The sequence below is a fragment of the Streptomyces kurssanovii genome (assembly GCF_040677245.1).
GTDB lineage: Bacteria > Actinomycetota > Actinomycetes > Streptomycetales > Streptomycetaceae > Streptomyces > Streptomyces kurssanovii.
Genome location: NZ_JBFAQK010000001.1, coordinates 374,104 through 396,387, shown reverse-complemented (window position 1 = coordinate 396,387; position 22,284 = coordinate 374,104). Strand labels below are relative to the sequence as shown.

General features: G+C 71.5%; 18 protein-coding genes. 5 read left to right on the top strand and 13 right to left on the bottom strand.

Annotation, left to right across the window (positions count from 1 at the left end; translation table 11 throughout):
* The first annotated feature begins 36 nt into the window (after positions 1-36).
* Positions 37-1,023, top strand: coding sequence for an aldo/keto reductase (locus AB0K36_RS01855; RefSeq protein WP_364586886.1), 987 nt, complete (start codon positions 37-39; stop codon positions 1,021-1,023).
* Positions 1,024-1,212: 189 nt separating this feature from the next.
* Here the strand turns inward: AB0K36_RS01855 and AB0K36_RS01850 are convergent, their stop codons facing one another.
* Positions 1,213-2,166 carry a LysR family transcriptional regulator gene (locus AB0K36_RS01850; RefSeq protein WP_364586883.1) on the bottom strand — a complete coding sequence of 318 codons (954 nt, stop codon included), beginning with the start codon at positions 2,164-2,166 and terminating at the stop codon, positions 1,213-1,215.
* 62 nt (positions 2,167-2,228) lie between these two features.
* Between AB0K36_RS01850 and AB0K36_RS01845 the strand changes: the two genes are divergently transcribed.
* Both AB0K36_RS01845 and AB0K36_RS01840 read left to right on the top strand, forming a co-directional pair.
* Positions 2,229-3,500: an MFS transporter gene (locus AB0K36_RS01845; RefSeq protein ID WP_364586880.1), complete on the top strand. Its 1,272-nt coding sequence runs from the start codon at positions 2,229-2,231 to the stop codon at positions 3,498-3,500.
* A gap of 104 nt (positions 3,501-3,604) precedes the next feature.
* Positions 3,605-4,624: a sigma-70 family RNA polymerase sigma factor gene (locus AB0K36_RS01840; protein ID WP_364586877.1), complete on the top strand. Its 1,020-nt coding sequence runs from the start codon at positions 3,605-3,607 to the stop codon at positions 4,622-4,624.
* A gap of 52 nt (positions 4,625-4,676) precedes the next feature.
* On the opposite strand, the gene AB0K36_RS01835 is transcribed toward AB0K36_RS01840, so the two are convergent.
* The 12 genes from AB0K36_RS01835 to AB0K36_RS01780 form a co-directional block, all read right to left on the bottom strand.
* The gene (locus AB0K36_RS01835; protein WP_364586874.1) at positions 4,677-4,958 is read right to left on the bottom strand and encodes an STAS domain-containing protein; all 282 of its coding nucleotides are present in this window, start codon (positions 4,956-4,958) and stop codon (positions 4,677-4,679) included.
* Between the two features lie 113 nt (positions 4,959-5,071).
* Positions 5,072-6,349, bottom strand: a complete 1,278-nt coding sequence (locus tag AB0K36_RS01830; RefSeq protein ID WP_364586871.1) for a thymidine phosphorylase — start codon at positions 6,347-6,349, stop codon at positions 5,072-5,074.
* A 142-nt stretch (positions 6,350-6,491) separates the two neighbouring features.
* Positions 6,492-6,890: a cytidine deaminase gene (locus tag AB0K36_RS01825; protein ID WP_364586868.1), complete on the bottom strand. Its 399-nt coding sequence runs from the start codon at positions 6,888-6,890 to the stop codon at positions 6,492-6,494.
* The gene (locus AB0K36_RS01820) at positions 6,887-8,155 is read right to left on the bottom strand and encodes an ABC transporter permease (protein ID WP_364586865.1); all 1,269 of its coding nucleotides are present in this window, start codon (positions 8,153-8,155) and stop codon (positions 6,887-6,889) included. Before AB0K36_RS01820 ends, AB0K36_RS01825 begins: the two co-directional genes overlap by 4 nt.
* Positions 8,152-9,261 carry an ABC transporter permease gene (locus AB0K36_RS01815; RefSeq protein ID WP_364586862.1) on the bottom strand — a complete coding sequence of 370 codons (1,110 nt, stop codon included), beginning with the start codon at positions 9,259-9,261 and terminating at the stop codon, positions 8,152-8,154. The genes AB0K36_RS01820 and AB0K36_RS01815 overlap by 4 nt, the downstream gene beginning before the upstream one ends.
* The gene (locus AB0K36_RS01810; RefSeq protein ID WP_364586994.1) at positions 9,258-10,787 is read right to left on the bottom strand and encodes an ABC transporter ATP-binding protein; all 1,530 of its coding nucleotides are present in this window, start codon (positions 10,785-10,787) and stop codon (positions 9,258-9,260) included. Before AB0K36_RS01810 ends, AB0K36_RS01815 begins: the two co-directional genes overlap by 4 nt.
* 236 nt (positions 10,788-11,023) lie before the next feature.
* Complete coding sequence (locus AB0K36_RS01805) at positions 11,024-12,076, bottom strand: BMP family lipoprotein (protein WP_364586859.1); 1,053 nt, start codon at positions 12,074-12,076, stop codon at positions 11,024-11,026.
* A gap of 736 nt (positions 12,077-12,812) precedes the next feature.
* On the bottom strand, positions 12,813-14,048 hold the full coding sequence (locus AB0K36_RS01800) for an amidohydrolase (RefSeq protein ID WP_364586991.1): 1,236 nt from the start codon (positions 14,046-14,048) through the stop codon (positions 12,813-12,815).
* 206 nt (positions 14,049-14,254) lie between these two features.
* A complete protein-coding gene (locus tag AB0K36_RS01795; RefSeq protein WP_364586856.1) occupies positions 14,255-15,289 on the bottom strand; it encodes a hypothetical protein in 1,035 nt (344 codons plus the stop codon).
* A gap of 528 nt (positions 15,290-15,817) precedes the next feature.
* A complete protein-coding gene (locus AB0K36_RS01790) occupies positions 15,818-16,741 on the bottom strand; it encodes an N-acetylneuraminate synthase family protein (protein ID WP_364586853.1) in 924 nt (307 codons plus the stop codon).
* Between the two features lie 12 nt (positions 16,742-16,753).
* Entirely contained in the window at positions 16,754-18,028 is a 1,275-nt protein-coding gene (locus AB0K36_RS01785; RefSeq protein WP_364586850.1) for a cytidylyltransferase domain-containing protein, read from the bottom strand.
* 46 nt (positions 18,029-18,074) lie between these two features.
* Positions 18,075-19,391 (bottom strand): DUF6716 putative glycosyltransferase, encoded by a 1,317-nt coding sequence (locus AB0K36_RS01780; RefSeq protein ID WP_364586847.1) that lies wholly within the window; start codon positions 19,389-19,391, stop codon positions 18,075-18,077.
* Positions 19,392-19,578: 187 nt separating this feature from the next.
* Here AB0K36_RS01780 and AB0K36_RS01775 point away from each other — a divergent pair, with 187 nt between their 5' ends.
* Complete coding sequence (locus tag AB0K36_RS01775) at positions 19,579-20,562, top strand: glycosyltransferase family 2 protein (RefSeq protein WP_364586844.1); 984 nt, start codon at positions 19,579-19,581, stop codon at positions 20,560-20,562.
* On the top strand, positions 20,562-21,893 hold the full coding sequence (locus AB0K36_RS01770; RefSeq protein WP_364586842.1) for a polysialyltransferase family glycosyltransferase: 1,332 nt from the start codon (positions 20,562-20,564) through the stop codon (positions 21,891-21,893). Before AB0K36_RS01775 ends, AB0K36_RS01770 begins: the two co-directional genes overlap by 1 nt.
* The last annotated feature ends 391 nt before the right edge of the window (positions 21,894-22,284 follow it).

Sequence of the window (22,284 nt, the reverse complement as noted above, 5' to 3'; positions counted from 1 at the left end):
AGCCCGGGAACTTCGGGCCTGAAGGGGAGGCAACCCATGAAGTACCGCACCATCGGCACCGACCGGAGCACCGGGCGGAAGGTCAGCGTGCTGGCGCTGGGCGCAATGCTGTTCGGCACCCTGACCGACGAGAAGACGTCCTTCGCCGTCCTGGACCGCTACGTCGAGGCCGGTGGCAATTTCATCGACACCTCGGACAACTACGCGTTCTGGGTCGGCGGCGATGTCGGCGGGCAGAGCGAGGCGCTGCTCGGCCGCTGGCGCCGGAGCCGCGGCATCGGGGACGAGGTGGTCGTCGCCACCAAGCTGGGCGCCGCGCCGCTCGCCCCCGGCACCGGGTACGTGGACAACGCGGAGGGCCTGTCGGCCAAGGCGGTCCGCGAGGCCGCGGAGCGCAGCCGGGAGCGCCTCGGGGTCGACCGTCTCGACCTGCTCTACGCGCACATCGAGGACCGGACGGTCCCGCTCGCGGAGACCGTGGAGGCCTTCGGCGCGCTGGTGGCGGAGGGCACGGTCGGGCTGCTCGGGGCGAGCAACCACGCGATCTGGCGCGTCGAGCGGGCACGCGCGCTCGCCGCTGCCGCCGGTGTGCCCGGCTACGAGGTCCTCCAGTACCAGCACAGCCATCTGCGGCCGCGGCTCGACATGCCGTCCGACCTCTTCGAGGACGGCAGCCTCGGCCACGCCGGTGCGGAGTTGCTGAGCTATCTGCGGGCCGAGCCCGGTCTGACCCTGGTCGCGTACTCGCCGCTGCTCGGCGGGGCGTACTCCCGCGAGGACAAGCCGCTGCCGCCGGACTACGACCACCCGGGCACGCCCGCCCGGCTCGCGGTGCTGCGCGAGGTCGCGAAGGAGACCGGCGCGAGCGTGAACCAGGTGGTCCTCGCCTGGCAGATCGGCGGCCCGCTGCCGGTGATCCCGCTGGCGGGGGCGTCCTCGGTGGCACAACTGGAGGAGAATCTGGCGGCGGTGGACCTGGAGCTGACCGAGGACCAGCGCGCCAGGCTGGACGCGGCCCACTGACGCCCGGCGGGAGGTCCCGGCGCGGTCCTTCGTCTCACGGGGTCCCGGCGCGGCTCCGCACCTCACGGTCCCGGCGGGGTCCTTCGTCTCACGGTCCCGGCACGGCTCCGCGCCTCATGGTCCCGGCGGGGCCGGTCTGCCGGTCGGCGGCCGCTGCCGCGACGCGCTTCGGCGGCCACGGCCACCGGGCTACTGCGGCAGCAGCCGGCCGCGCCGGGACAGCAGGAATCGCTTGAACTCCGCCACCGGCGGTGTCTCCGGATGGCCGTCGAGCCAGGCGACACCGATCTCGCGGGCCGCCCTGGGCGCCGTCACCGTCAGCTCCACGACGCCCGGGCGGGCGACGGCCGGCGGCGGCAGGAGGGCCACGCCCAGGCCGGCCGCCACGAGCCCGCGCAGTGTCTCCGCCTCTTCGCCCTCGAAGGCGACGCGGGGCGTGAACCCGGCCTCGGCGCACAGGTCGTCGGTGATGCGCCGCAGGCCGTACCCGGGTTCGAGGGTCACGAAGCTCTCGTCGGCCGCCTCCGCGAGCCGGACCCGCTTGCGGCCGGCGAGCCGGTGGTCGTCGGGGACCACGAGACGCAGCCGCTGCTCGTCGAGGCGGCGGGCGACGAGGTCGGGAGCGTCGGGCACGGGCGAGGTGAGACACAGGTCCAGCTCGCCGGCCCGGAGCCGTTCGATCATCGCCTCGCCGTAGTTCTGGACGAGCGTGAAGCGGATGCGCGGGTGGTCGGCGCGGAAGGCCCGGATCAGACCGGGCACCGTCTCGGACCCCATGGTGTGCAGAAAGCCGAAGGCGATCTTTCCCGATCGCGGGTCGGTGTCGGCGCGCACGGACTCGGCGGCCCGTTCCACCTCGGCCAGCGCCCGCTCGACCGAGACGAGGAACGTGCGGCCGGCCGGGGTGAGCGAGACCGTGCGGCCTTTGCGGGCGAACAGGGTGACGCCCAGGTCCGCTTCGAGGCGGACCATCGCCCGCGACAGCGTCGACTGAGGGACGCCCATGTCCTGTGCGGCGCGCGTCACATGCTCGTGCCGGGCGACGCCCGCGAAGTACGCGAGGCGGGGAGCAAGCTCCAGCGTGATGTCTTCTTCGTAACTACCGGGTGACAGGCGGGGCCCTGAGCTGCGTTCATGCACCATGGGAACGATTATCGCCGTTTCATGCATTGGACGCATGAAAAACCGGAGCCTACCTTCGACGTATGCCTCCTGCCAGTACCAAGGCGTCCACCACCGTGGGCGCCGCCCCGTCGTCCCCCGACCTTCTCTCCCCCGGCGTGGCCGGCTACCGCCGCATGAGCTTCGCGCTCTTCGCCGCCGGGATGGCGGCCTTCGCCCTCCTCTACTCCACGCAGGCGCTGCTGCCCGCCGTCTCCGCCGACTTCGGCGTCACCGCGTCGGCCGCCAGCTGGACCGTGTCCGCCGCGACCGGCGCGCTCGCCCTGTGCGTCCTGCCGATGAGCGCGCTGTCGGAGCGCTACGGGCGGACCGCCGTGATGAACGCGTCCCTCGCGGTCGCGGTCGTGGTGGGCCTGCTGGTGCCGTTCGCGCCGAACGTCGAGTGGCTGGTGGTGCTGCGCGCGGTGCAGGGCGCGGCACTCGCCGGTCTTCCCGCGTCGGCGATGGCGTTCCTCGCCGAGGAGGTCAGGCCGAAGGCGCTGGTCGGCGCGATCGGACTGTTCGTGGCGGGAAACAGCATCGGCGGCATGAGCGGCCGGATCCTCACGGGCTGGGTGGCACAGGCCTTCGGCTGGCGCGTCGCGCTCGCCGCGGTCGGCGTGATGGCACTGGCCTGCGTGCTGGTCTTCCGCGCGCTGCTGCCGAAGGCGCGGCACTTCACGCCCGGAACGCTCGACCCCCGCACCCTCGCGAGGGCCGTTCGCGGTCACCTCGCCGATCCGCTGCTGCTGCGCCTCTACGCGATCGGCGCGCTGTTCATGACCGTCTTCGGCGCCGTCTACACGGTGATCGGCTACCGGCTGGTCGAGGAGCCCTTCGGCCTTCCGCAGGGCGTCATCGGCTCGATCTTCCTGGTCTACCTGGTGGGCACGGTCTCCTCGGCCGCGGCCGGACAGCTCGTCGCCCGGCTCGGGCGCCGGGGCGCGCTGTACCTCGCGGTCACCACGACCGCCGCGGGTCTGCTGCTGTCCCTCTCCGACGCGCTGGCGTCGGTGCTCCTCGGCCTCGTCCTGATCACCGCCGGATTCTTCGCCGGCCACGCGGTCGCCTCGTCCTCCGTGAGCCGTACGGCGAAGACGGGCCGCGCCCAGGCGTCCGCGCTCTACCAGTCGGCGTACTACCTGGGCAGCAGCGCGGGAGGCACGCTCGGCGCGGTCGCCTTCCACACCGGCGGCTGGGGCGGCACGGTGCTGCTCGGGCTGCTCGCGGTCCTCGGCGTCGTGTCGATCACCCTCTACGGGTCGCACGCGGCCCGGGCCCGGGCACGGCTCGTGCCGGCGGGCGCGCGCCACTGAAACACTCCTGGCTCCACCCCTGTTTTTCCCGTCCGGCGGTGAGTGTCGGTGGCCTGCGGTAGCTTTCGAAGCGGTGGTACCGATGGGTGACAGGGGTGGACCCGATGAGTGACCTGGCAGCGACGCAGGACCTGGATTCGCGGTTGGAGCAGCACCGCAGAGAGCTGACCGGCTATTGCTACCGGATGCTCGGCTCGTCCTTCGAGGCGGAGGACGCCGTCCAGGACACGATGGTCCGGGCGTGGCGCAGTTTCGAGAAGTTCGAGGGCCGGTCCTCCCTCCGCTCCTGGCTGTATCGCATCGCGACGAATGTGTGCCTTGACATGCTGAACGCCGGTAATCGCCGCGCCCGCCCGATGGACCTGTCCGGTCCCACACCGGTCGCGCAGGCCCAGCTCAACGCCCGCCCCGAGATCACCTGGCTCGAGCCGGTGCCCGACGGCCGGGTGCTGCCCTCGGTGGCGGACCCGGCGGAGACGGCCGTGGAGCGGGAGACGATCCGGCTGGCGTTCGTCGCGGCACTCCAGCATCTGCCGCCCAAGCAGCGGGCGGTACTGATCCTGCGGGAGGTGCTGGCCTGGAAGGCGAGCGAGGTCGCCGAGCTCCTGGGCACGACGGTCGCGTCGGTCAACAGCGCGCTCCAGCGGGCCCGCGCCACGCTCAACGAGCAGGGCCCGGCCACGTCGGACGCGGCGGACCCGCTCGACGAGGAGCAGCAGCAGCTGCTGGAGCGCTATGTCGCCGCCTTCGAGGGGTACGACATGAAGGCGCTGACGGCGCTGCTCCATGAGGACGCGACGATGTCCATGCCCCCTTACGACCTGTGGCTGCGCGGCCACGACGACATCGTGGGCTGGATGCTCGGCGTCGGCGACGTCTGCCGTGGCTCACGCCTGGTGCCGACGGTGGCCAACGGCGTCCCGGCGTTCGCCCACTACCACCCGTCGGCGGACGGCGAGGGGTACGAGCCGTGGGCGCTCATCGTCCTCGAGCTGTCGGACGGCAAGATCGGCGGGATGGACTTCTTCCTGGACACCAAGCGCTGGTTCCCGCTGTTCGACCTGCCGGCGCGGCTGGACAAGACGGGCGCGCCGGTGGCGGTCGAGGAGGCGGAACCGGCCTGAGGCCTCTCGTTCGGTTCAGGCCGGGCTCGCCGGCCTGAACCGAACGAAAGACCTAGGCGGCTTCGGCCAGTTCCGGCAGGCCCACCAGGTCCAGCAGGGCGAGCAGTTCGGGTCCGGCGTTCATGAGCCGGAGCCGGCTGCCGTGCCGGCGCGCCGTGAGGTGCAGTCGTGCGAGGGCGTCCACGGCGGCGAGGTTCACCTGCGCCAGCCCGCCGACGTCGCAGAACACCTCACGGGGAGGTCCGTCGCCCGGTCCGTCGTCACGGAGCAGGCGACGGAGTTCCTCACAGAGGCGCGGCACATCGGCCGGGACGATCCGACCGGTGATGCACATGACAGCAGGCTTCATGGGGTCCACACCGGAAGAGACCGGCGCCGCGACGGGAACTCATCGCAGCGCCTGCGCCGGGACCGGTGACGTCCACCGGCCCCGTCGACGCCGCCGAGTCAGGCGATGCGGTCCAGCACGATCGGGTTCGCCGTGAAGGCCGTGCCCGGCTCCGCGATGTCGTAGGCCGCGCCAAGGGACTCCAGGGCGTAGTCGAACTTCTCCGGCGTGTCCGTGTGGAGGGTCAGCAGCGGCTGGCCCGCCGTCACCGTGTCGCCCGGCTTGGCGTGGATCTCGACGCCCGCGCCGGCCTGCACCGGGTCCTCCTTGCGGGCGCGGCCGGCGCCGAGGCGCCACGCGGCGATGCCGATGTCGTAGGCGTCGAGGCGGGTCAGCACACCGGAGGCGGACGCGGTGACGACGTGCTGCTCGCGGGCCACGGGCAGCGCGGCGTCCGGGTCGCCGCCCTGGGCGGCGATCATCCGGCGCCAGACGTCCATCGCGGAGCCGTCGGCCAGGGCCTTCGCCGGGTCGGCGTCCTTGATCCCGGCGGCGTCGAGCATCTCGCGGGCGAGCGCGAGGGTCAGCTCGACGACATCGGCGGGACCGCCGCCCGCGAGGACCTCGACGGACTCGCGGACCTCGAGGGCGTTGCCGGCCGTCAGGCCGAGGGGGGTGGACATGTCGGTGAGCAGGGCGACGGTCTTCACGCCGCTGTCGGTGCCCAGTGCGACCATGGTGGAGGCCAGTTCGCGGGCGTCGTCGATGTTCTTCATGAACGCGCCGGTGCCGACCTTCACGTCGAGGACCAGCGAGCCGGTGCCCTCCGCGATCTTCTTCGACATGATCGAGGACGCGATCAGCGGGATCGCCTCGACGGTGCCGGTGACGTCGCGCAGCGCGTAGAGCTTCTTGTCGGCGGGGGCGAGGCCGTCGCCGGCAGCGCAGATGACCGCGCCGGTGGTGTCGAGGACGTTCAGCATCTCCTCGTTGGAGAGCAGCGCGCGCCAGCCGGGGATCGACTCCAGCTTGTCGAGCGTGCCACCGGTGTGACCGAGGCCGCGGCCGCTCAGCTGCGGGACGGCCGCGCCGCAGGCGGCGACCAGCGGGGCGAGCGGCAGCGTGATCTTGTCGCCGACGCCGCCGGTGGAGTGCTTGTCGGCGGTCGGGCGCGAAAGCGTGTCGAAGTTCATCCGCTCGCCGGATGCGATCATCGCGGCGGTCCAGCGGGCGATCTCGGTGCGGTTCATGCCGTTGAGGAAGATGGCCATGGCCAGGGCCGACATCTGCTCGTCCGCGACCTCGCCGCGGGTGTAGGCGTCGATGACCCAGTCGATCTGCTGGGGGCTCAGCTCGCCGCGGTCCCGCTTGGTGCGGATGACGGAGATGACGTCCATGGCATTCCTCCAGGTTGGTCTGCCGCGCTCTACGCGCATAGAGAGAGGGTAAGGGAGCGGCCCCTCCACCGAAGCGGAAGGGCCGCGGGGCGCCGGGCCGGGAGCCCGGCACACGCGCCAGGTCCGTCCGGGCGGACAGGGCCTAGTCGAGGTGACCGGGGCCGAAGGCCTGCGGGAGCATCTCGGCGAGCGGCAGGACCCCGCCCGGGGTGTCCAGCAGCAGCTCCGGGCCGCCGAACTCGTACAGCAGCTGACGGCAGCGGCCGCACGGCACCAGCAACTCGCCCCGGCCGTCCACACAGGTGAAGTGGGTCAGCCGGCCGCCGCCGGTCGCCTGGAGCTGGGAGACGAGGCCGCACTCGGCGCACAGCCCGAGCCCGTACGAGGCGTTCTCGACGTTGCAGCCGGTCACCGTGCGGCCGTCGTCGACGAGGGCGGCGACACCGACCGGGAAGCCCGAGTAGGGGGCGTACGCGTGCGACATCGCCTCACGCGCCCGTACCCGCAGGGCCTCCCAGTCGAAGCCGGCGTCCGTGCTCACTTGCCCTGGCCCCTGAAGTACGGCTGCCCGTTGGCCTTCGGCATGCGCAGCCGCTGTGCGGACACCGCGAGCACCAGCAGCGTGGCCACGTACGGTGCCGCGTCCACGAACTGGCTCGGGAGCTCGTCCGTGAGCGCGTACCAGGTGAACAGCAGCGCGGAGAAGGCGGCCGAGATCACGGCCCCGACGTACTTCTTCTTGTACAGCTGCCAGACCACCGCGATGAGCAGCAGGATGGCGAGCAGCAGCAGCATCGCGTGGACGTTCACGGCACCGCCGCGCAGCTTGAGGCTGTCGGTGAAGCCGAACAGGCCGGCTCCCAGCGCCATACCGCCGGGCATCCAGTTGCCGAAGATCATGGCGGCGAGACCGATGTAGCCGCGGCCGCCGGTCTGGCCCTCCTGGTAGATGCCGGTGATGATCGCGAGGAACGCGCCGCCGAGGCCGGCCAGTCCGCCGGAGACGATGACGGCGATGTACTTGTACTTGTAGACGTTGACACCGAGCGACTCGGCGGCGATCGGGTTCTCGCCGCAGGAGCGCAGGCGCAGACCGAACGACGTCCGCCACAGCACCCACCACGTGCCGGGCACCAGCAGCAGCGCGACGACGGTGAGCAGCGACAGGTTGGTGATCAGACCGCCCAGCACACCGGCCAGGTCGGAGACGAAGAACCAGTGCCTGGCCTGGAGGTCCCCCAGCCAGTCCGAGAGCCCGGGGACCGTGATCCGCTCGATGGCGTCGATACGCGGCGACTGCTTGGAGGAGCCGCCCTCGGTCTCGGCGAAGGTGAAGTTGGACATGTACCGGGTGAGGCCGGTGGCCAGGATGGTGATGGCCACACCGGAGACGATGTGGTTGACCTTGAACGTCACCGTCATCACCGCGTGCAGCAGACCGCCGAGCGCGCCGCCGGCGACACCGACCAGCACACCGGTCCACGGGCCCCATTGGTAGCCCGCCCAGGCGCCGAACCAGGTGCCGAGGATCATCATGCCCTCGAGGCCGATGTTGATCACACCGGCCCGCTCTGCCCACAGACCGCCGAGGCCGGCGAGGCCGATCGGCACGGCCAGCTGGAGCGCGCCGGAGACCTGGCCGACGGAGGTGAGGTCGTCGGCACCGCTGATCACGCGTACGAGGGAGAACAGCGCCAGGCCGCCCCCGACGATCAGGTAGATGACGGGCAGGGACAGCTTGCGGCGGCTGCCGCCCTTCTTGGGCGCGGTGCTCGCCAGGGAGACAGTGCTCGTGGACTCGCTCATGCCGCCGCCACCTCCTTGTTCTTGCGGGCCTGGGCGGCAAGCTCCTCGCCGACCTTCTGCTGCTGGCGGCGGAGCCCGTACTGACGGACCAGCTCGTAGGACACGACGACCGCGATCACGATCAGGCCCTGCATGATCAGCGCCAGTTCCTTCGGGTAACCCTCGAGCCCGATGCCCTCGGCCGTCTTGTCGAGGAAGGCGAAGAGCAGCGAGGCGAAGAGGATGCCGATCGGGTTGTTGCGGCCGAGCAGCGCGATGCCGATGGCCGTGAAGCCGACGCCGACCGGGAAGCTCAGGCTGTAGGTGTGCGTCTGGCCGAGCAGCATCGGCATACCGGCGAGACCGGCCATGGCACCGGAGATCAGCATGGCCGTGAGGACCATCTTCTTGGCGTCGACGCCGCTCGCCTGGGCGGCGGACTCGCTGGCGCCGGTGGCGCGCAGGTCGAAGCCGAAGCGGGTGCGTCCGAGCACGAACCAGTAGACGATGCCCAGCGCGAAGGCCACGAAGGTGAAGCCGTAGATGGTGCCGCCGTCCAGCGACAGACCCGGGAACCAGCCGGACTCGGCGATCTCACCGGTGGTCAGGTCGTTCGACCCCTCCGGCCGCACGCCGAGGTTCGCGGGCAGGATCATCCAGGCGATGAGGCTGGTCGCGATGGCGTTGAGCATGATCGTGGAGACGACCTCGCTGACACCGCGGGTGGTCTTGAGGACACCCGCGATACCGGCCCAGAAGGCTCCGACGGCCATGGCGACGAACACGATGAGCAGGATGTGCAGCGGGCCGGGCAGCTCCACCGCGGCACCGACGACGGCGGCGAGCATGACCGCGAGGCGGTACTGGCCGTCGACGCCGATGTTGAAAAGGTTCATCCGGAAGCCGATGGCGACGGCCAGGGCTGCCAGGTAGTAGATGCCGGTCTGGTTGATGACCAGCACCTGCACATCGGTGAACTCGATCTGCTCCACCATCAGCCGGTACGGCTCGACCGGGCTGAGGTCCGAGAGCAGCAGCACCACCGAGCTGAGCAGGAAGGCCACGACCAGGGCGAGCGCCGGGCCCGCCAGGCCGAGGATCAGCCGGTCCTTGTCGAACTTCTTCATCGGCTCTCACCGTTCTCGTCGTGCTCGAGGTGGCCGGATGCGGCACCGGTCATCGCCGAGCCCAACTCCTCCGGAGTGATCGTCGCGGGGTCGGCGTCCGCGACCAGACGGCCGCGGTACATGACCCGCAGGGTGTCGGAGAGCCCGATGAGCTCGTCCAGGTCGGCCGAGATCAGCAGGACCGCCAGACCCTCGCGGCGCGCCGCACGGATCTGGTCCCAGATCTGCGCCTGCGCGCCGACGTCCACACCACGGGTGGGGTGGGCGGCGATCAGCAGCTTGGGGGTGTGGCTCATCTCGCGGCCGACGATCAGCTTCTGCTGGTTGCCGCCGGAGAGGGAGGCCGCGGTGACCTCGATCCCGGGGGTGCGCACGTCGTACTCGCGGACGATCCGCTCGGTGTCCTGACGGGCGGCCTTGAGGTCGAGCAGGCCCTTCTTGCTGTTGGGCGACTCGGTGACATGGCCGAGGATGCGGTTCTCCCACAGCGTCGACTCGAGCAGCAGCCCGTGCCGGTGCCGGTCCTCGGGGATGTAGCCGATGCCGCCCTCGCGCCGCTTACGGGTGGGTGCGTGGGAGATGTCGGCGCCGTCCAGGGTGACGACACCCCCGTCGGGGTCGCGCAGGCCGATCAGGGCCTCGATGAGCTCGGTCTGGCCGTTGCCCTCGACGCCGGCGATGCCCATGACCTCGCCCTTGTGGATCGTGAAGCCGATCCCGGCGAGGACCTCGCGGACCACGCCGTCGGGGTCGGTCACCGTGAGCCTGAGGTCGTCGACCTTCAGCATGGGGACATCGGTCACCGTCGACTCACGGGTCTCGGGCGACGGCAGCTCGCTGCCGACCATCAGCTCGGCGAGCTGCTTGGTCGTCGTGTTCTGCGGGTCGGCCGTGCCGACCGTCGTACCGCGGCGGATGACGGTGATCTCGTCGGCGACCGACAGCACCTCCCCCAGCTTGTGGGAGATGAAGATGACGGTCAGTCCCTCGGCCTTGAGCTCGCGGAGGTTGGCGAAGAGAGCGTCGACCTCCTGCGGGACGAGGACGGCGGTCGGCTCGTCGAGGATCAGGGTGCGGGCGCCGCGGTAGAGGACCTTGAGGATCTCCACCCGCTGGCGGTCGGCGACGCCGAGCTGCTCGACGAGGACGTCCGGGCGGACCCCGAGGCCGTACGCGTCGGAGATCTCCTGGATCTTCTTCCGGGCCTTCGCGCCGATGCCGTACAGCTTCTCGCCGCCGAGAACGACGTTCTCCAGGACGGTGAGGTTGTCGGCCAGCATGAAGTGCTGGTGCACCATGCCGATGCCGCGTGCGATGGCGTCGGCGGGGCTCGAGAAGGTGACCTTTTCGCCGTCGACGGTGATGGTGCCCTCGTCCGGCTTCTGCATGCCGTAGAGGATCTTCATCAGGGTCGACTTACCGGCACCGTTCTCACCGACCAGGGCATGCACGGTGCCCTGACGGATCGTGATGTCGATGTCGTGGTTGGCGACGACGCCGGGGAAGCGCTTGGTGATGCCGCGCAGTTCTACGGCGGCAGGAGGGCTGGACGCGTTGATGACGCACTCTCCTTGGCGGGAGGAGCAGGGAGGGCAGGCGGAAGGGGCGGGCTGTGAGTGGCAGGGGGCGGGGCGAAGTTATCGCGCCTGGGCGTCTTCTACGCGCGTAGCGCTCCCGAATACCAAAAACCCGGGGCCGGAAACGGTCCGCGGGCCTTGGGGCTTGCGCCCCGGGCCCGCGGACTGCGGTTCCGGCCGCTCGGTTACGGAGCGGTCTTGACCTTGACCGTGCCGGCGATGATGTCGGCCTTGGCCTTGTCCACCGCGGCGATGACGTCCGTCATCTTGGTGAAGGCCGGGTTGGAGGTGGACAGGCCCACGCCGTTGTCCTCGAGGCCGTAGCGGACCTCACCGGTCTGCGGCTTGCCGTCCTGGACCGACTTGATCAGGTTGAACACGGCACCGGAGACGTTCTTGGTGACCGAGGTCAGGATCTGCTCCTTGTAGGCGGCCAGACCCTTCTGGTTGTACTGGTCGGAGTCGACGCCGATGGCCCACTTGCCGGCCTTGGCGGTCGCCTCGATCGAGCCGGAGCCCGCGAGACCGGCGGCCGCGTAGATCACGTCGGCGCCCGCGTCGAGCTGGCCCTGCGCGGCGGCCTTGCCGAGGTCCGGCTTCGAGAAGCCACCGAAGTCCGGCGGCTGCGTCAGGTACTGGACCTTGACGTTGACGCCCTGCTTGGTGTCCTTGACGCCCTGGACGAAGCCCGCCTCGAACTTCTTGATCAGCGGGGTCTCCACACCGCCGATGAAGCCGACGGTGTTGCTCTTCGTCACCTTGGCGGCGGCGACACCGGCGAGGTACGAGCCCTGCTCCTCGTTGAAGACCAGGTTGGCGATGTTCTTGCCGGTCTTGGAAGTGTCGTCGATGAGGCCGAAGGTGGTGTCCGGGAACTTCGGGGCGACCTCGGCGATGGCGGGCGCGTAGGCGAAGCCGACACCGATCACCGGGTTGTTGCCGGCGCGGGCCAGCGCGGTGAGGCGCTGGATCTTGTCCGGGTCACCCTCACCCTCGCTGGGCTCGGCCTCGCTGCCCTGGATGTCGAGTTCCTTCTCGGCCTTCTCCAGGCCCGCGAAGGCGGCGTCGTTGAACGACTGGTCGCCACGGCCACCGATGTCGTACGCGATGGCGGCCTTGCCGCCGTTGTCGTCCGAGCCGCCCGACTCGGAAGACTTGTTGCCGCCACACGCGGTGGCAGACAGTGCGAGAGCCGCGGACGCGATGCCCACGGTGGCGATCCTGGTGATCCGGCGCACTGGGGGGCTCCTTTAAACCTGACCGAAAGCGCCACTTCCGGCGCTGGGTTCGCGGCGATCGTAACGCGCGTAGATGTCAGTTAAAGACCCGTTCATCAGTCGTTATCGGATCGTCGCGAACAGGCCACGCACCACGGTAGGCCGGGACGGGTGACGCCGCTCGCCGTAGGGGCCCGGCGTGTCGCGCCATTTCCCCCACCGGGGCCGTTTCCCCCACCCCGCCCTTCCCCGAAACCGGGGGCTCCGCCCCCGGGCCCCATGGGGGCTGACGCCCCCCACACCCGAAGCGGCGGCTTCGCGCCGCGATGACCGGACCGGTTCGGGACCGGCGGGCGCACCTCCGGCACAGCCCGCACGCGGGCGCGGTCCTCACCCCGGCCTCATGCCGCTGCGCGGGCGTTCCCCCACCCCGCCCCTTCCCGAAACCGGGGCTCCGCCCCTGACCCCCATGGGGGCTGACGCCCCGCAGCCCCCACGTAGGGGAGGAAAGGGTTCTGTGGGGCTACCCCCCACACCCCGAAGCGGCACCACGCACCGCAGGGGGCCACCCACAACGAAACCGGGCCTGGCCCGGACCTCGGGGACCGTGCCGGACCCCACTCCCCAGCGACACGCCGCCGGGGCCCGGGCCGTGCCGGCCCGGTGACCGTCACGCCGCGCTCGCGCACCGGGTTCGGGTCGGGCGCACCCCGAGACCGCCGGGCCGGGGCCGGCCGGGGCCATCGCGGCCCCGACGTCAGAGCGCGATGCGCGCATCCAGCAGGGCCGCCGCCGTGAAGAGCTCCACGCCGACCGCGATCGCCGACTCGTCCACGTCGAAGTCGCCCCGGTGCAGGTCGCGCCTGACCGTGTCGCCAGGCACCCGCACGCCCAGGCGTGCCATCGCGCCCGGAACGTGCTCCAGGTACCAGGAGAAGTCCTCGCCGCCGAGACTCTGTTCGGTGTCCTCGATCGCATACGATCCGCGCCGCGCCGTCTGCGCGTCGCGCAGCAATTCGGTGACGACCGGGTCGTTGACGACGGGCGGCACACCGCGGACGTAGTCGATCTGGGACTTCGCCCGGTGCAGCGTCGCGATCTCGTCGATCGCCGCGTGCACCAGGTCGGGGGCCTCGCGCCAGCCTTCCAGGTCGAGGCAGCGCACGGTCCCGGAGAGTTCGGCGTGCTGCGGGATGACGTTGCAGGCGTGGCCGGACTCGATGCGCCCCCAGGTCACGGCGAGCCCGGACCGCGCGTCGACACGGCGGGCGAGCAGCGCGGGCACCTCGGTGACGATCTTCGCCGCCGCCGTGACCAGGTCGGTGGTCAGGTGCGGGCGGGCGGTGTGGCCGCCGGGACCGTCGAGGGTCACCTCGAGGCGGTCACAGGCGGAGGTGATGGGTCCGGGCCGGAGTCCGATGACGCCGGCGTCGACCTTGGGGTCGCAGTGAACCGCGATGATCTTGTTGACGCCCTCGAGCACGCCGGATTCGATCGCGTCGGCCGCTCCCCCGGGCAGCACTTCCTCCGCGGGCTGGAAGATCAGCCGGACGGGCTGCGGCAGCAGCCCCTGCCGGTCGAGCTCGGCGAGCACGAGCCCCGCTCCGAGCGCGACGGTGGTGTGCACGTCGTGGCCGCAGGCGTGGGCACGGTCGGGCACGGTGGAGCGGTAGGGGACGCCGGTCTTGGTGTCGGGGATGGGCAGTGCGTCGATGTCGGCGCGGATGGCGAAGAAGGGCCGTACGGTGCCCGGAGCCGGCGTACCGATGTCGCAGATCAGGCCGGTGCCGGCGGCGAGGACCCGGGGCTCGAGCCCGGCCTGCTCGAGGCGCGCCTTGATCATGGCGGTGGTACGGAACTCCTGGTTGCCGAGCTCCGGATGCATGTGCAAGTCGCGCCGGAACGCGATCAGTTCGGCGCGCAGCGATTCGGACAGCGTGCCGTGCAGTGCGACTGCGCCGGGCCGTTCGACTTCTTCGGACTCGCGGGACATCAACTGGTTCACCCAGTGAAGGGTATGCCCCTTCATGCCTCAACTGCCGTGCGATCAACAAAACATCAGCCACACAGGGGACAGAATTTCGGGCTCACGGCGGTTCGCTGCTCGTGGCAGTGGGTAAACTCACGCGGCTCGCTCTTGAGTCGATCTTTCCTTTCCGGACGGTGCTCGTCCGCTCACTGCCGCGGCTCCTCGGCTCTTCAAGCCGGCGCCGGCAGCCGCTGCACATCGCGGGCCGTGCCCGTGACGCCCGCCAGGAAGCCCTGTGCGCGCGGTGACGCGTTCTCCCTGAGCCATTCGGGTGCGATGTCGCAGACCGCCACCTTGATTCCCGTACCCGCCAGGGCCAGGGGCAGGGTGTGGACCACGGTGGAGGGAAAACTGAGGACGGTTGCTCCGATCGGGCCGCGCCGGGCGATCAGCTCCAAGGGGAGTTCCGGGCGGACCACCTCCAGGCCGGTCTCGACCGCGAGCCGGTGCAGCTTGTCCGCGCTCTCCCTGCGGTGCGCGAAGTAGCGGGTCGCGCCGTGTGTGCGGGCGAGGGCGGAGACCGCCTCCAGGTACTGCCCGAGGTCGATGACGCCGGTCTCCACCAGGGAGGTGCCGACCATGTCCGCGCCGCGGGTGATCGTCGGAGGGCCGAATCGCGCGCGGGTCCAGGCGAAGTCGTTGCGCGTGACCGTGATCCCCGGCGGCGGCTCCACGGGCATCGAGGTGAACACCTCGACCGACCGGCTCCTCGACGGGGCGAGCCTGCGACGGGCCAGAAAGGTGACCGGTGCGAGCACCAGCTCGCGCGGCCCGCGGCGGCTGCCGCGCCGGTGCCAGCGCACCAGCTGCTCCCCGCGGGAGACCTGGGCGACGAACTCCATGGTCGCCGTGCCGTCGTCCACGACGGTGACGTCCTTCCTGCCGACCAGGGTCAGCAGGAGCTGTACGTAGCGCGAGAACGGGTCGCCTATGACGATCCGCTCCGCGCGGCGCAGTATCGGGCCGAGCTCGCGCACGGTGCGCAGCGGGGCGCCGGGGCCTCCGCGCGCCTCCTGCCAGCGGACGGTGAAGCCCGCGTCACGGGCCAGTTCCGCCATCCGGCGGAGCTGGCCGCGCGACATGGGGTCCGTGGGCGAGAGCACGACCACGGTGAGATCGCCGGGACCGGGCACGGCCGGCGTGGCGTGGGCCCACTCCAGGACGTTCAGGAGCTGGACCGGACTCTCGACGAAGGCGAGATTCACTGGTTGTCACCTCGTGCTGCCGGGCCGGCCTTCAGCCGGGTCCGTGGCTGACCACCCCGCGGGGCGCTGGTGGATTGCCGCCCGCGGCCGATGGCCACGGCGCGGATGTCGACGGCCGGGACGGGCCCGTCGTGGCCTGGCGGGACGGGTCCGGCCGGAACGGGCCCTGCCGGGCCCCGTCCGCCAGGACCGTGTCCGACCGGCCCCGTCAGGACCTGTCCGCCGGGAAGGACACCGACCGGAAATACGGGAACCCGTCCGCCAGAACCGGACCTGCCAGGCAGCGGTCCGACCGGGCCCACCGGGACCCGTCGGTCGGCACGGGGTCGGTGAGGACCGAGGTGGCACGGGCCATGCACGGGTCCGTCCGAGCCCCCCGGGGTGCGGCCGGCCGGGGAATCCGGCCGGCGGGCCGTCGGGGTGGCCGTACGAGGGTGCATGTCACCGCCCCTGCCGGGTCCGGCGGCGGGCGGACGGGGCCCGCCCGCCGCGGGCGCGCGGGTGCTGCCGCGCGTCGCCACCCGGTCGTCAGACCGCGGCCGGCTCACGGTCGCCCGCCTCGGCGACGACACCGGTGACCCGGCGCAGCTTCTTCATGGGCGCGAGCTCGGAGTCGTAGACCTTCTTGACGCCGTCGCCGAGCGCGGTCTCGATGGTGCGGATGTCGCGGACCAGGCGGGTGAGGCCCTGCGGCTCGACGGAGGCGGCCTGGTCGGAGCCCCACATCGCGCGGTCGAGGGTGATGTGGCGCTCGACGAACGCGGCGCCGAGCGCGACGGCCGCGAGGGTGGTCTGCAGGCCGGTCTCGTGGCCGGAGTAGCCGATCGGCACGTTCGGGTACTCGTCCCTCAGCGTGTTGATGACCCGCAGGTTGAGCTCCTCCGCCTTGGCCGGGTAGGTGGAGGTGGCGTGGCAGAGCAGGATGTTGTCGCTGCCGAGGACCTCGACGGCGTGGCGGATCTGCTTCGGCGTCGACATGCCCGTGGAGAGGATGACGGTCTTGCCGGTGGCGCGCAGGGAGCGCAGCAGCTCGTCGTCGGTGAGCGACGCGGAGGCCACCTTGTGGGCGGGGACGTCGAACTTCTCGAGGAAGGCGACGGCCTCGGTGTCCCACGGGGAGGCGAACCAGTCGATGCCGCGCTCCTTGCAGTGCTCGTCGATCCGGCGGTACTCGTCCTCGCCGAACTCGACGCGGTGGCGGTAGTCGATGTACGTCATCCGGCCCCAGGGGGTGTCGCGCTCGATGTCCCACTGGTCGCGCGGGGTGCAGATCTCGGGGGTGCGCTTCTGGAACTTGACGGCGTCGCAGCCGGCTTCGGCGGCGGCGTCGATGAGGGCGAAGGCGTTGTCCAGGTCGCCGTTGTGGTTGATGCCGATCTCGCCGGTGACGTAGACGGGGTGGCCGGGGCCCGCGATCTTGTTGCCGAGGGCGCGCAGACGGGACGTGTTCATGGGGGTGGTTCCTTACTTCTTGGGGGACATGGGGGCGGGTTCAGGGGTGTTGAGCGTCGGGCCGAGCAGCCAGGCGGCGATCTCGCGGATCGCCCCTTCGCCGCCGGGTGTGGCAGTGACGGCACGGGCGGCGGCGCGTACGGAGTCGTGCGCACTCGCGACGGCCACGGGCCAGCCGACGAGGTGGAAGCACGGAAGGTCGTTGACGTCGTTGCCGACGTAGAGCACCCGCTCGGGCGCGAGGCCCCGCTCGTCGCACCACTGCTTGAGGGCGAGGTCCTTACGGTCGATGCCGTGCAGGACGGGAACCTTGAGCTTGCGGGCGCGGGCGGCGACGACCGGGTTCTGTTCGGTGGAGAGGATCAGCAGTTCCAGGCCGGCCTTGCGCAGATGGGCGACGCCGAGGCCGTCACCGCGGTGGACGGAGACGATCTCGCGGCCGTCCGCGTCGATGAGGACCCGGTCGTCGGTCTGGGTGCCGTCGAAGTCGAGGACGACGGCGTCGACGTCGTCGCGGCCGGGTACCGCGGCGGTGTCGAGCAGTGGCGCCAGCGCGCGGGCGCGGGCGAGGTCGTGCGGGTCGTCGACCTCGAGGACCCGCGCCGGATCGGTGTGCACCAGTGCGGTGCGGCCGAAGAACCGGTGGCCCGCCTCGCGGAAGCCGGCCGCCGACATGGCGTACGCGGCGCCGGTCTCCAGGAAGTCCTGGGGGCGGTCCTGGCGGCGCGGCCGGAACGAGGAGTCGTGGTTGACGCCGTATCCGGAGCCGGTGGCCGTGGCGGTGTCGACCAGGACGGCTGCCCCGCCCGCCTGTTCGGCGCTCTTACCGGACGGGCTCGCCGGTTCGTCGGCCTCGCGCCATACGAAGCCGTGGAAGGGCGCGACGGTCACCGCGCTGTCGGCGCCGTCGAGGGCGACGGCGCGGGCGACGCCCTCGATGTCCTCCCGGGCGATGAAGGGGCTGGTGCACTGCACGAGCAGCACCACGTCGACGGGTGCGCCGTGCACGGCCTCGTGCGCGTCCATGGCGTGCAGGACCGCCGACTCGCTGGTGGCGGTGTCCCCCGCGATGGCCGCGGGCCGCAGCACGACCTCCGCACCCGCGCCGCGGGCGACGGCCGCGATCTCGGGGTCGTCGGTGGAGACAGCGACGTGCGTGACCAGCGGGGCGTCTAGGCAGGCGCGGACGGCCCGCGCGACGAGCGGCACGCCGCCGACCGCGGCCAGGTTCTTGGCCGGGACGCCCTTCGATCCGCCACGGGCGGGGATCACGGCGAGAACGGTCATCGGTGGCTCCTGACGCATCGGGACTGGAAGCGGGAAAGGCCGGGGGTCACAGCTCGCCCATCCGGCGGATCACGGGCGCGACGCGCTGCACGCCGTGGCGGTACGCGCCGCGCGCCGCCCCGCGCACGGCGTCGCGCACCACCCGCCGTACGCCGGTGGCCTCCGCCTTGGGGGCTGCGCCGGCCAGCGGTGTGCCGTCCGGGGCGAGGTGGTGGCGGGCGAGCAGGCCGGGCAGGTATCCGGGCGCGGTGGCCGGCGTGTAGTACGGGGCGATGGCGGGGAGCCTCGGCACGAGGAGCAGTTCGGCGACCCGCTTGCGGGCCTCGTCGAAGGCGCTCTCGTACGAGCCGTCGGCCGCGACGCCCTGCCCTGCCAGCCAGTCGGCGTCGGGGGTGGGCCGGTGGCCGCCGTCGAGCCGGTCCCAGGAGGCGAGCAGCCCCGAACCGAGGAAGTGGTGGTTGCCGAGCGCCTCACGCACGCCGAGGTCGGTGAGCACAGCGGTGGGGATACGGCGGTGGAGCGCCTCGAGCGCGGCGGTGGACGACACGGTGACCAGCAGGTCGGTGCGGTCCAGCACCTCGCCCATGTTCCCGTACACGGGGCGGAAGTTGGGCGGAAGTCCGCCGGGCAGCTTCTCCGCGAGCTTCTGGTACGGGATCTCCTCGAGGTGCGTGGTGTGCTCGCCCGGTTTGGAGCGGAGCTTCAGCAGCACCTCGCGGTCGGGGTGCAGCCGGGCGTGCTCGACGAGCCTGCGCAGCAGGTACGCACGGTCCGCACGGGACTCGGGCACGGACGGCTGGACGGCGAAGACGACCGTGTCGCGCCCTTCCCGCGGCCGGTACGGCGCCCCGCCGAGGAAGGGCAGCGCGGCCTCGGTGACGGCGCCGGCGTCGGCGCCGACTCCCTCGTAGACGGCGCGGAAACGCGTCGCGTCGTGGCGGGAGTTGGCCAGCACGACGTCGGCGCCGTGGCGCAGCAGCAGTCCGTCGGACAGCTTCTCGTAGACGACACCGACGTAGCCGGTGACGACGACGGGCCGGCGGTCCTGGCCGAGTGCGGCAAGGCCATGCAGCATCGCCTGGACGCCTCCGCCGACGAGCGCGAGGACGACGATGTCGTAGGACCCGTCCCTCATCGCCCGCAGGAACTCGTTGCCCGTCACCTCGCGCAACTCGTCGGCGCTCACGCCCACTTCCGCGAGCTGGCGGGCGGTGGGTGTGGCCCGGCCGCGCAGCAGGAAGCCGCTCAGCTCGACGGAGGTGCTCGGCGCGATGCGGCGCGCGGTGAGCGCACCCCATTTCCACCGGGTGTCGGAGTCGGCGAGTACGGCGACCCGTACGGCCTCGCTGGTACTTGTTGGCACGTCGAGGACGTTAGAAAGGCATGTGGTTTCACGGCCCAACTCGGCAGCAACAAAGGGTTAACAGAGCGCCTACGGACGGCGAAGCAGGCCGGGGAACGGGTCGGTTAACAAGCTCGTCGCCCTACGTTCACCTGACATCCTTGTATGCGTCGATGCGAATGCCGAGCGCCCCCCTAGCGTCACGCGGGTGGTTAAGCTCTCCGTCATCGTGCCGTTCTACAACGTGCAGACATATGCCCCCGACACACTGCGAAGCCTTCGCGCGAACGCCCGCGCCGACTTCGAGTTCGTGCTCGTCGACGACTGTTCGACGGACGGGACTCCGGAGATCCTGCAGCGCGCGGAACGTGAACTTCCGGGCGCGGTTCTGATCAGACATGAACGGAACGGTGGGCTGGCCACCGCCCGCAACACCGGTCTGGACGCGGCCGGCGGCGAATACCTCACCTTCCTCGACGGCGACGACTGGCTGGCGCCCGGCCACTTCGAGCACCTGCTGGACGCCATGGAGGACCTGGGGTGCGACTTCGTCCGCACCGACCATGTGCAGTGCACGGGGCGGTCCCGCTCCATCCACCGGGTGCCCGTCGGACGGCGCGGCGAGGTGCTGCGCCCGCGGGACTCGATCCTGCCCTCCTCCCGCTCGACCGCCGTCGATTACCCGTACGCCTGGGCCGGGATGTACCACCGGCGGCTCGTGGACCGCGGACTGCTGCACTTCACGCACGGGCTGCGCACGGCGGAGGACCGGCCGTGGATATGGCGGCTGCACCGGGAGGCGGATTCGTTCGCCGTGATAAGCCACCTCGGCATTTTCTACCGGCGCGGGATCGCTTCCTCGCTCACCCAGATCGGCGACATCAGGCAGCTCGATTTCATCAAGGCATTCGACCAGGTGATCGAGGAAACCACGAAGGACGCCGACGCGGAAAAGCTGCTGCCCAAGGCGGTCCGCACCTATTGCGCGGTCATTTCCCATCACCTGGGATCCATCGAGAGGTACGAACCGGCCGTGGCACGGAAATTGCGCACGATGAGCGCGGCCGCGCTGAAACGCATGCCGCAGGACGTGCTGAACGAGGCTATCGACTCCATGGACGCCGACCGTGCCGCGCGACTGCGCAAGGTCCGCCGCCGGCCCGCTCCCCTCTCCGTGGAGGCGGCAGCCTGATGGCCACGACGCAGATCTTCTTCGCCTCCTCCCTCTACGGCGCGGCGACGCTCGCCGCCGCGATCGACAGCGGCGGTTTCACCACCGCCGACCGCCGGCTGCTGCTGGTCTCCAACAACGCGGCGACGCCGGAGACGACACCGGCCCTCGACGAGATGGCCGGCTTCGAGCGGCTGCGCGACCGCTTCGACGCCGTGCTCTCCTGGAACGGGACCATCTCGCCCTTCCACCCCGGCGGCTGGGCGCCCCGCGGCGACGACGTGCCCCTGTGGGAGCGGTACCTGAGGCAGCTGTGGGAACTGGGCGACGACCGGATCGAGCTCGCCGTCGAATCCATCCAGGTCAACCCGGCGCTGGCAGTCGCGCAGCTCTTCCCCGACGCCGCGCTGGACGTGTACGCGGACGGGCTGATGAGCTACGGCCCCACCCGCAACAAGATCGACCCGCTGGTCGGCGAACGGGTACGGCGGCTCCTGCACCTCGACCTGGTGCCCGGCCTGAAGCCGCTGCTGCTCGCGGAGTTCGGCGTGGAGCCGCAGCTCGTGCCGACCGAGGCCTTCGTCAAGGTCGTCGGCGAGCTCTCCGACGCCGTGCCGGACGCCTGCGCCGGTGTCCCGGACGGCGCGGCGCTGCTGCTGGGCCAGTACCTCGCGGCCCTGGGCATCCTCACACCGGTGGAGGAGGAGGGCCTCCACGTCCGGATGCTGGCGGGCGTGGCCGCGCTCGGTCACCGCCGGGTCGTCTTCAAGCCGCACCCGACGGCGCCGGCCGCGTGGACGCGGACGCTGGAGCGCCAGGCCGCGTCCCTCGGGGTCGAACTGACCGTGCTGGAGCGGCCGGTGCTCGCCGAGGTGCTGTTCAAGCAGATGCGCCCGGCGCTGGTGGCGGGATGCTTCTCCACCGCCCTGTTCACCGCGGGCACCTTCTATGGCGTCCCGGTCGCCCGGATCGGTACGGAGCCGCTCCTCGACCGGCTCAGCCCGTACCAGAACAGCAACCGGGTGCCGCTGACGATCGCCGACGCACTGCTGCCGGACCTGGCCGCGGGCGAGTCGGGCCCGCCCGCGGCGGCGGACGGCCAGGTCGCCGGGCTGCTCTCCGCGGTGGGCTTCGCGATGCAGCCGAAGCTACGGGCGGACCTGCGGCCGGCGGCCGAACGCTATCTCCGCACCGGCCTCGACGCGACCACGGCCCGCTACTTCAAGCGCCGCCGTCTGACGGTGCTCGGCCTGCCGGGGGGTGTACCGCTGCCCCGCAACAAGGCGGTGCGGAGGATGGTGAGGGGGCGGCGGATGCGGCGTGTTCTGAAGCGGGTGACGGCGCTGGGCTGACGCGGGGCCGCGGCGCGGGTGCGGGCCGCGGCACGGGGCCGTCACCGATCTAGGTGCGGGCCGCTCGGCACGGGGCCGTCACCGGTCTGCGCGCGGGCCGCGGCACGGGGCCGTCACCGATCTAGGTGCGGGCCGCTCGGCACGGGGCCGTCACCGGTCTGCGTGCGGGCCGCGGCACGGGGCCGTCACCGATCTAGGTGCGGGCCGCTCGGCACGGGGGCGTCACCGGTCTGCGCGCGGGCCGCGGCACGGGGGCGTCACCGCACCGTGCGTGCCTGGCTGCTGCGCGAGCTGTTCCCCTACCCGCCCCTTCCCGAAACCGGGCTCCGCCCGGACCCGTACCGCCCTGCGGGCGGCCTACCGCGCTCCGCGCGGTGCCCTCGAACGCCGG

What these genes read in the sequence shown, in the direction of transcription:
- AB0K36_RS01855 (WP_364586886.1), top strand. Translation starts at nt 37, where the DNA reads ATGAAGTACCGCACCATCGGCACCGACCGGAGCACCGGGCGGAAGGTC.
- AB0K36_RS01850 (WP_364586883.1), bottom strand. Translation starts at nt 2,166, where the DNA reads ATGGTGCATGAACGCAGCTCAGGGCCCCGCCTGTCACCCGGTAGTTAC.
- AB0K36_RS01845 (WP_364586880.1), top strand. Translation starts at nt 2,229, where the DNA reads ATGCCTCCTGCCAGTACCAAGGCGTCCACCACCGTGGGCGCCGCCCCG.
- AB0K36_RS01840 (WP_364586877.1), top strand. Translation starts at nt 3,605, where the DNA reads ATGAGTGACCTGGCAGCGACGCAGGACCTGGATTCGCGGTTGGAGCAG.
- AB0K36_RS01835 (WP_364586874.1), bottom strand. Translation starts at nt 4,958, where the DNA reads ATGTGCATCACCGGTCGGATCGTCCCGGCCGATGTGCCGCGCCTCTGT.
- AB0K36_RS01830 (WP_364586871.1), bottom strand. Translation starts at nt 6,349, where the DNA reads ATGGACGTCATCTCCGTCATCCGCACCAAGCGGGACCGCGGCGAGCTG.
- AB0K36_RS01820 (WP_364586865.1), bottom strand. Translation starts at nt 8,155, where the DNA reads ATGAGCGAGTCCACGAGCACTGTCTCCCTGGCGAGCACCGCGCCCAAG.
- AB0K36_RS01815 (WP_364586862.1), bottom strand. Translation starts at nt 9,261, where the DNA reads ATGAAGAAGTTCGACAAGGACCGGCTGATCCTCGGCCTGGCGGGCCCG.
- AB0K36_RS01800 (WP_364586991.1), bottom strand. Translation starts at nt 14,048, where the DNA reads ATGTCCCGCGAGTCCGAAGAAGTCGAACGGCCCGGCGCAGTCGCACTG.
- AB0K36_RS01790 (WP_364586853.1), bottom strand. Translation starts at nt 16,741, where the DNA reads ATGAACACGTCCCGTCTGCGCGCCCTCGGCAACAAGATCGCGGGCCCC.
- AB0K36_RS01785 (WP_364586850.1), bottom strand. Translation starts at nt 18,028, where the DNA reads ATGACCGTTCTCGCCGTGATCCCCGCCCGTGGCGGATCGAAGGGCGTC.
- AB0K36_RS01770 (WP_364586842.1), top strand. Translation starts at nt 20,562, where the DNA reads ATGGCCACGACGCAGATCTTCTTCGCCTCCTCCCTCTACGGCGCGGCG.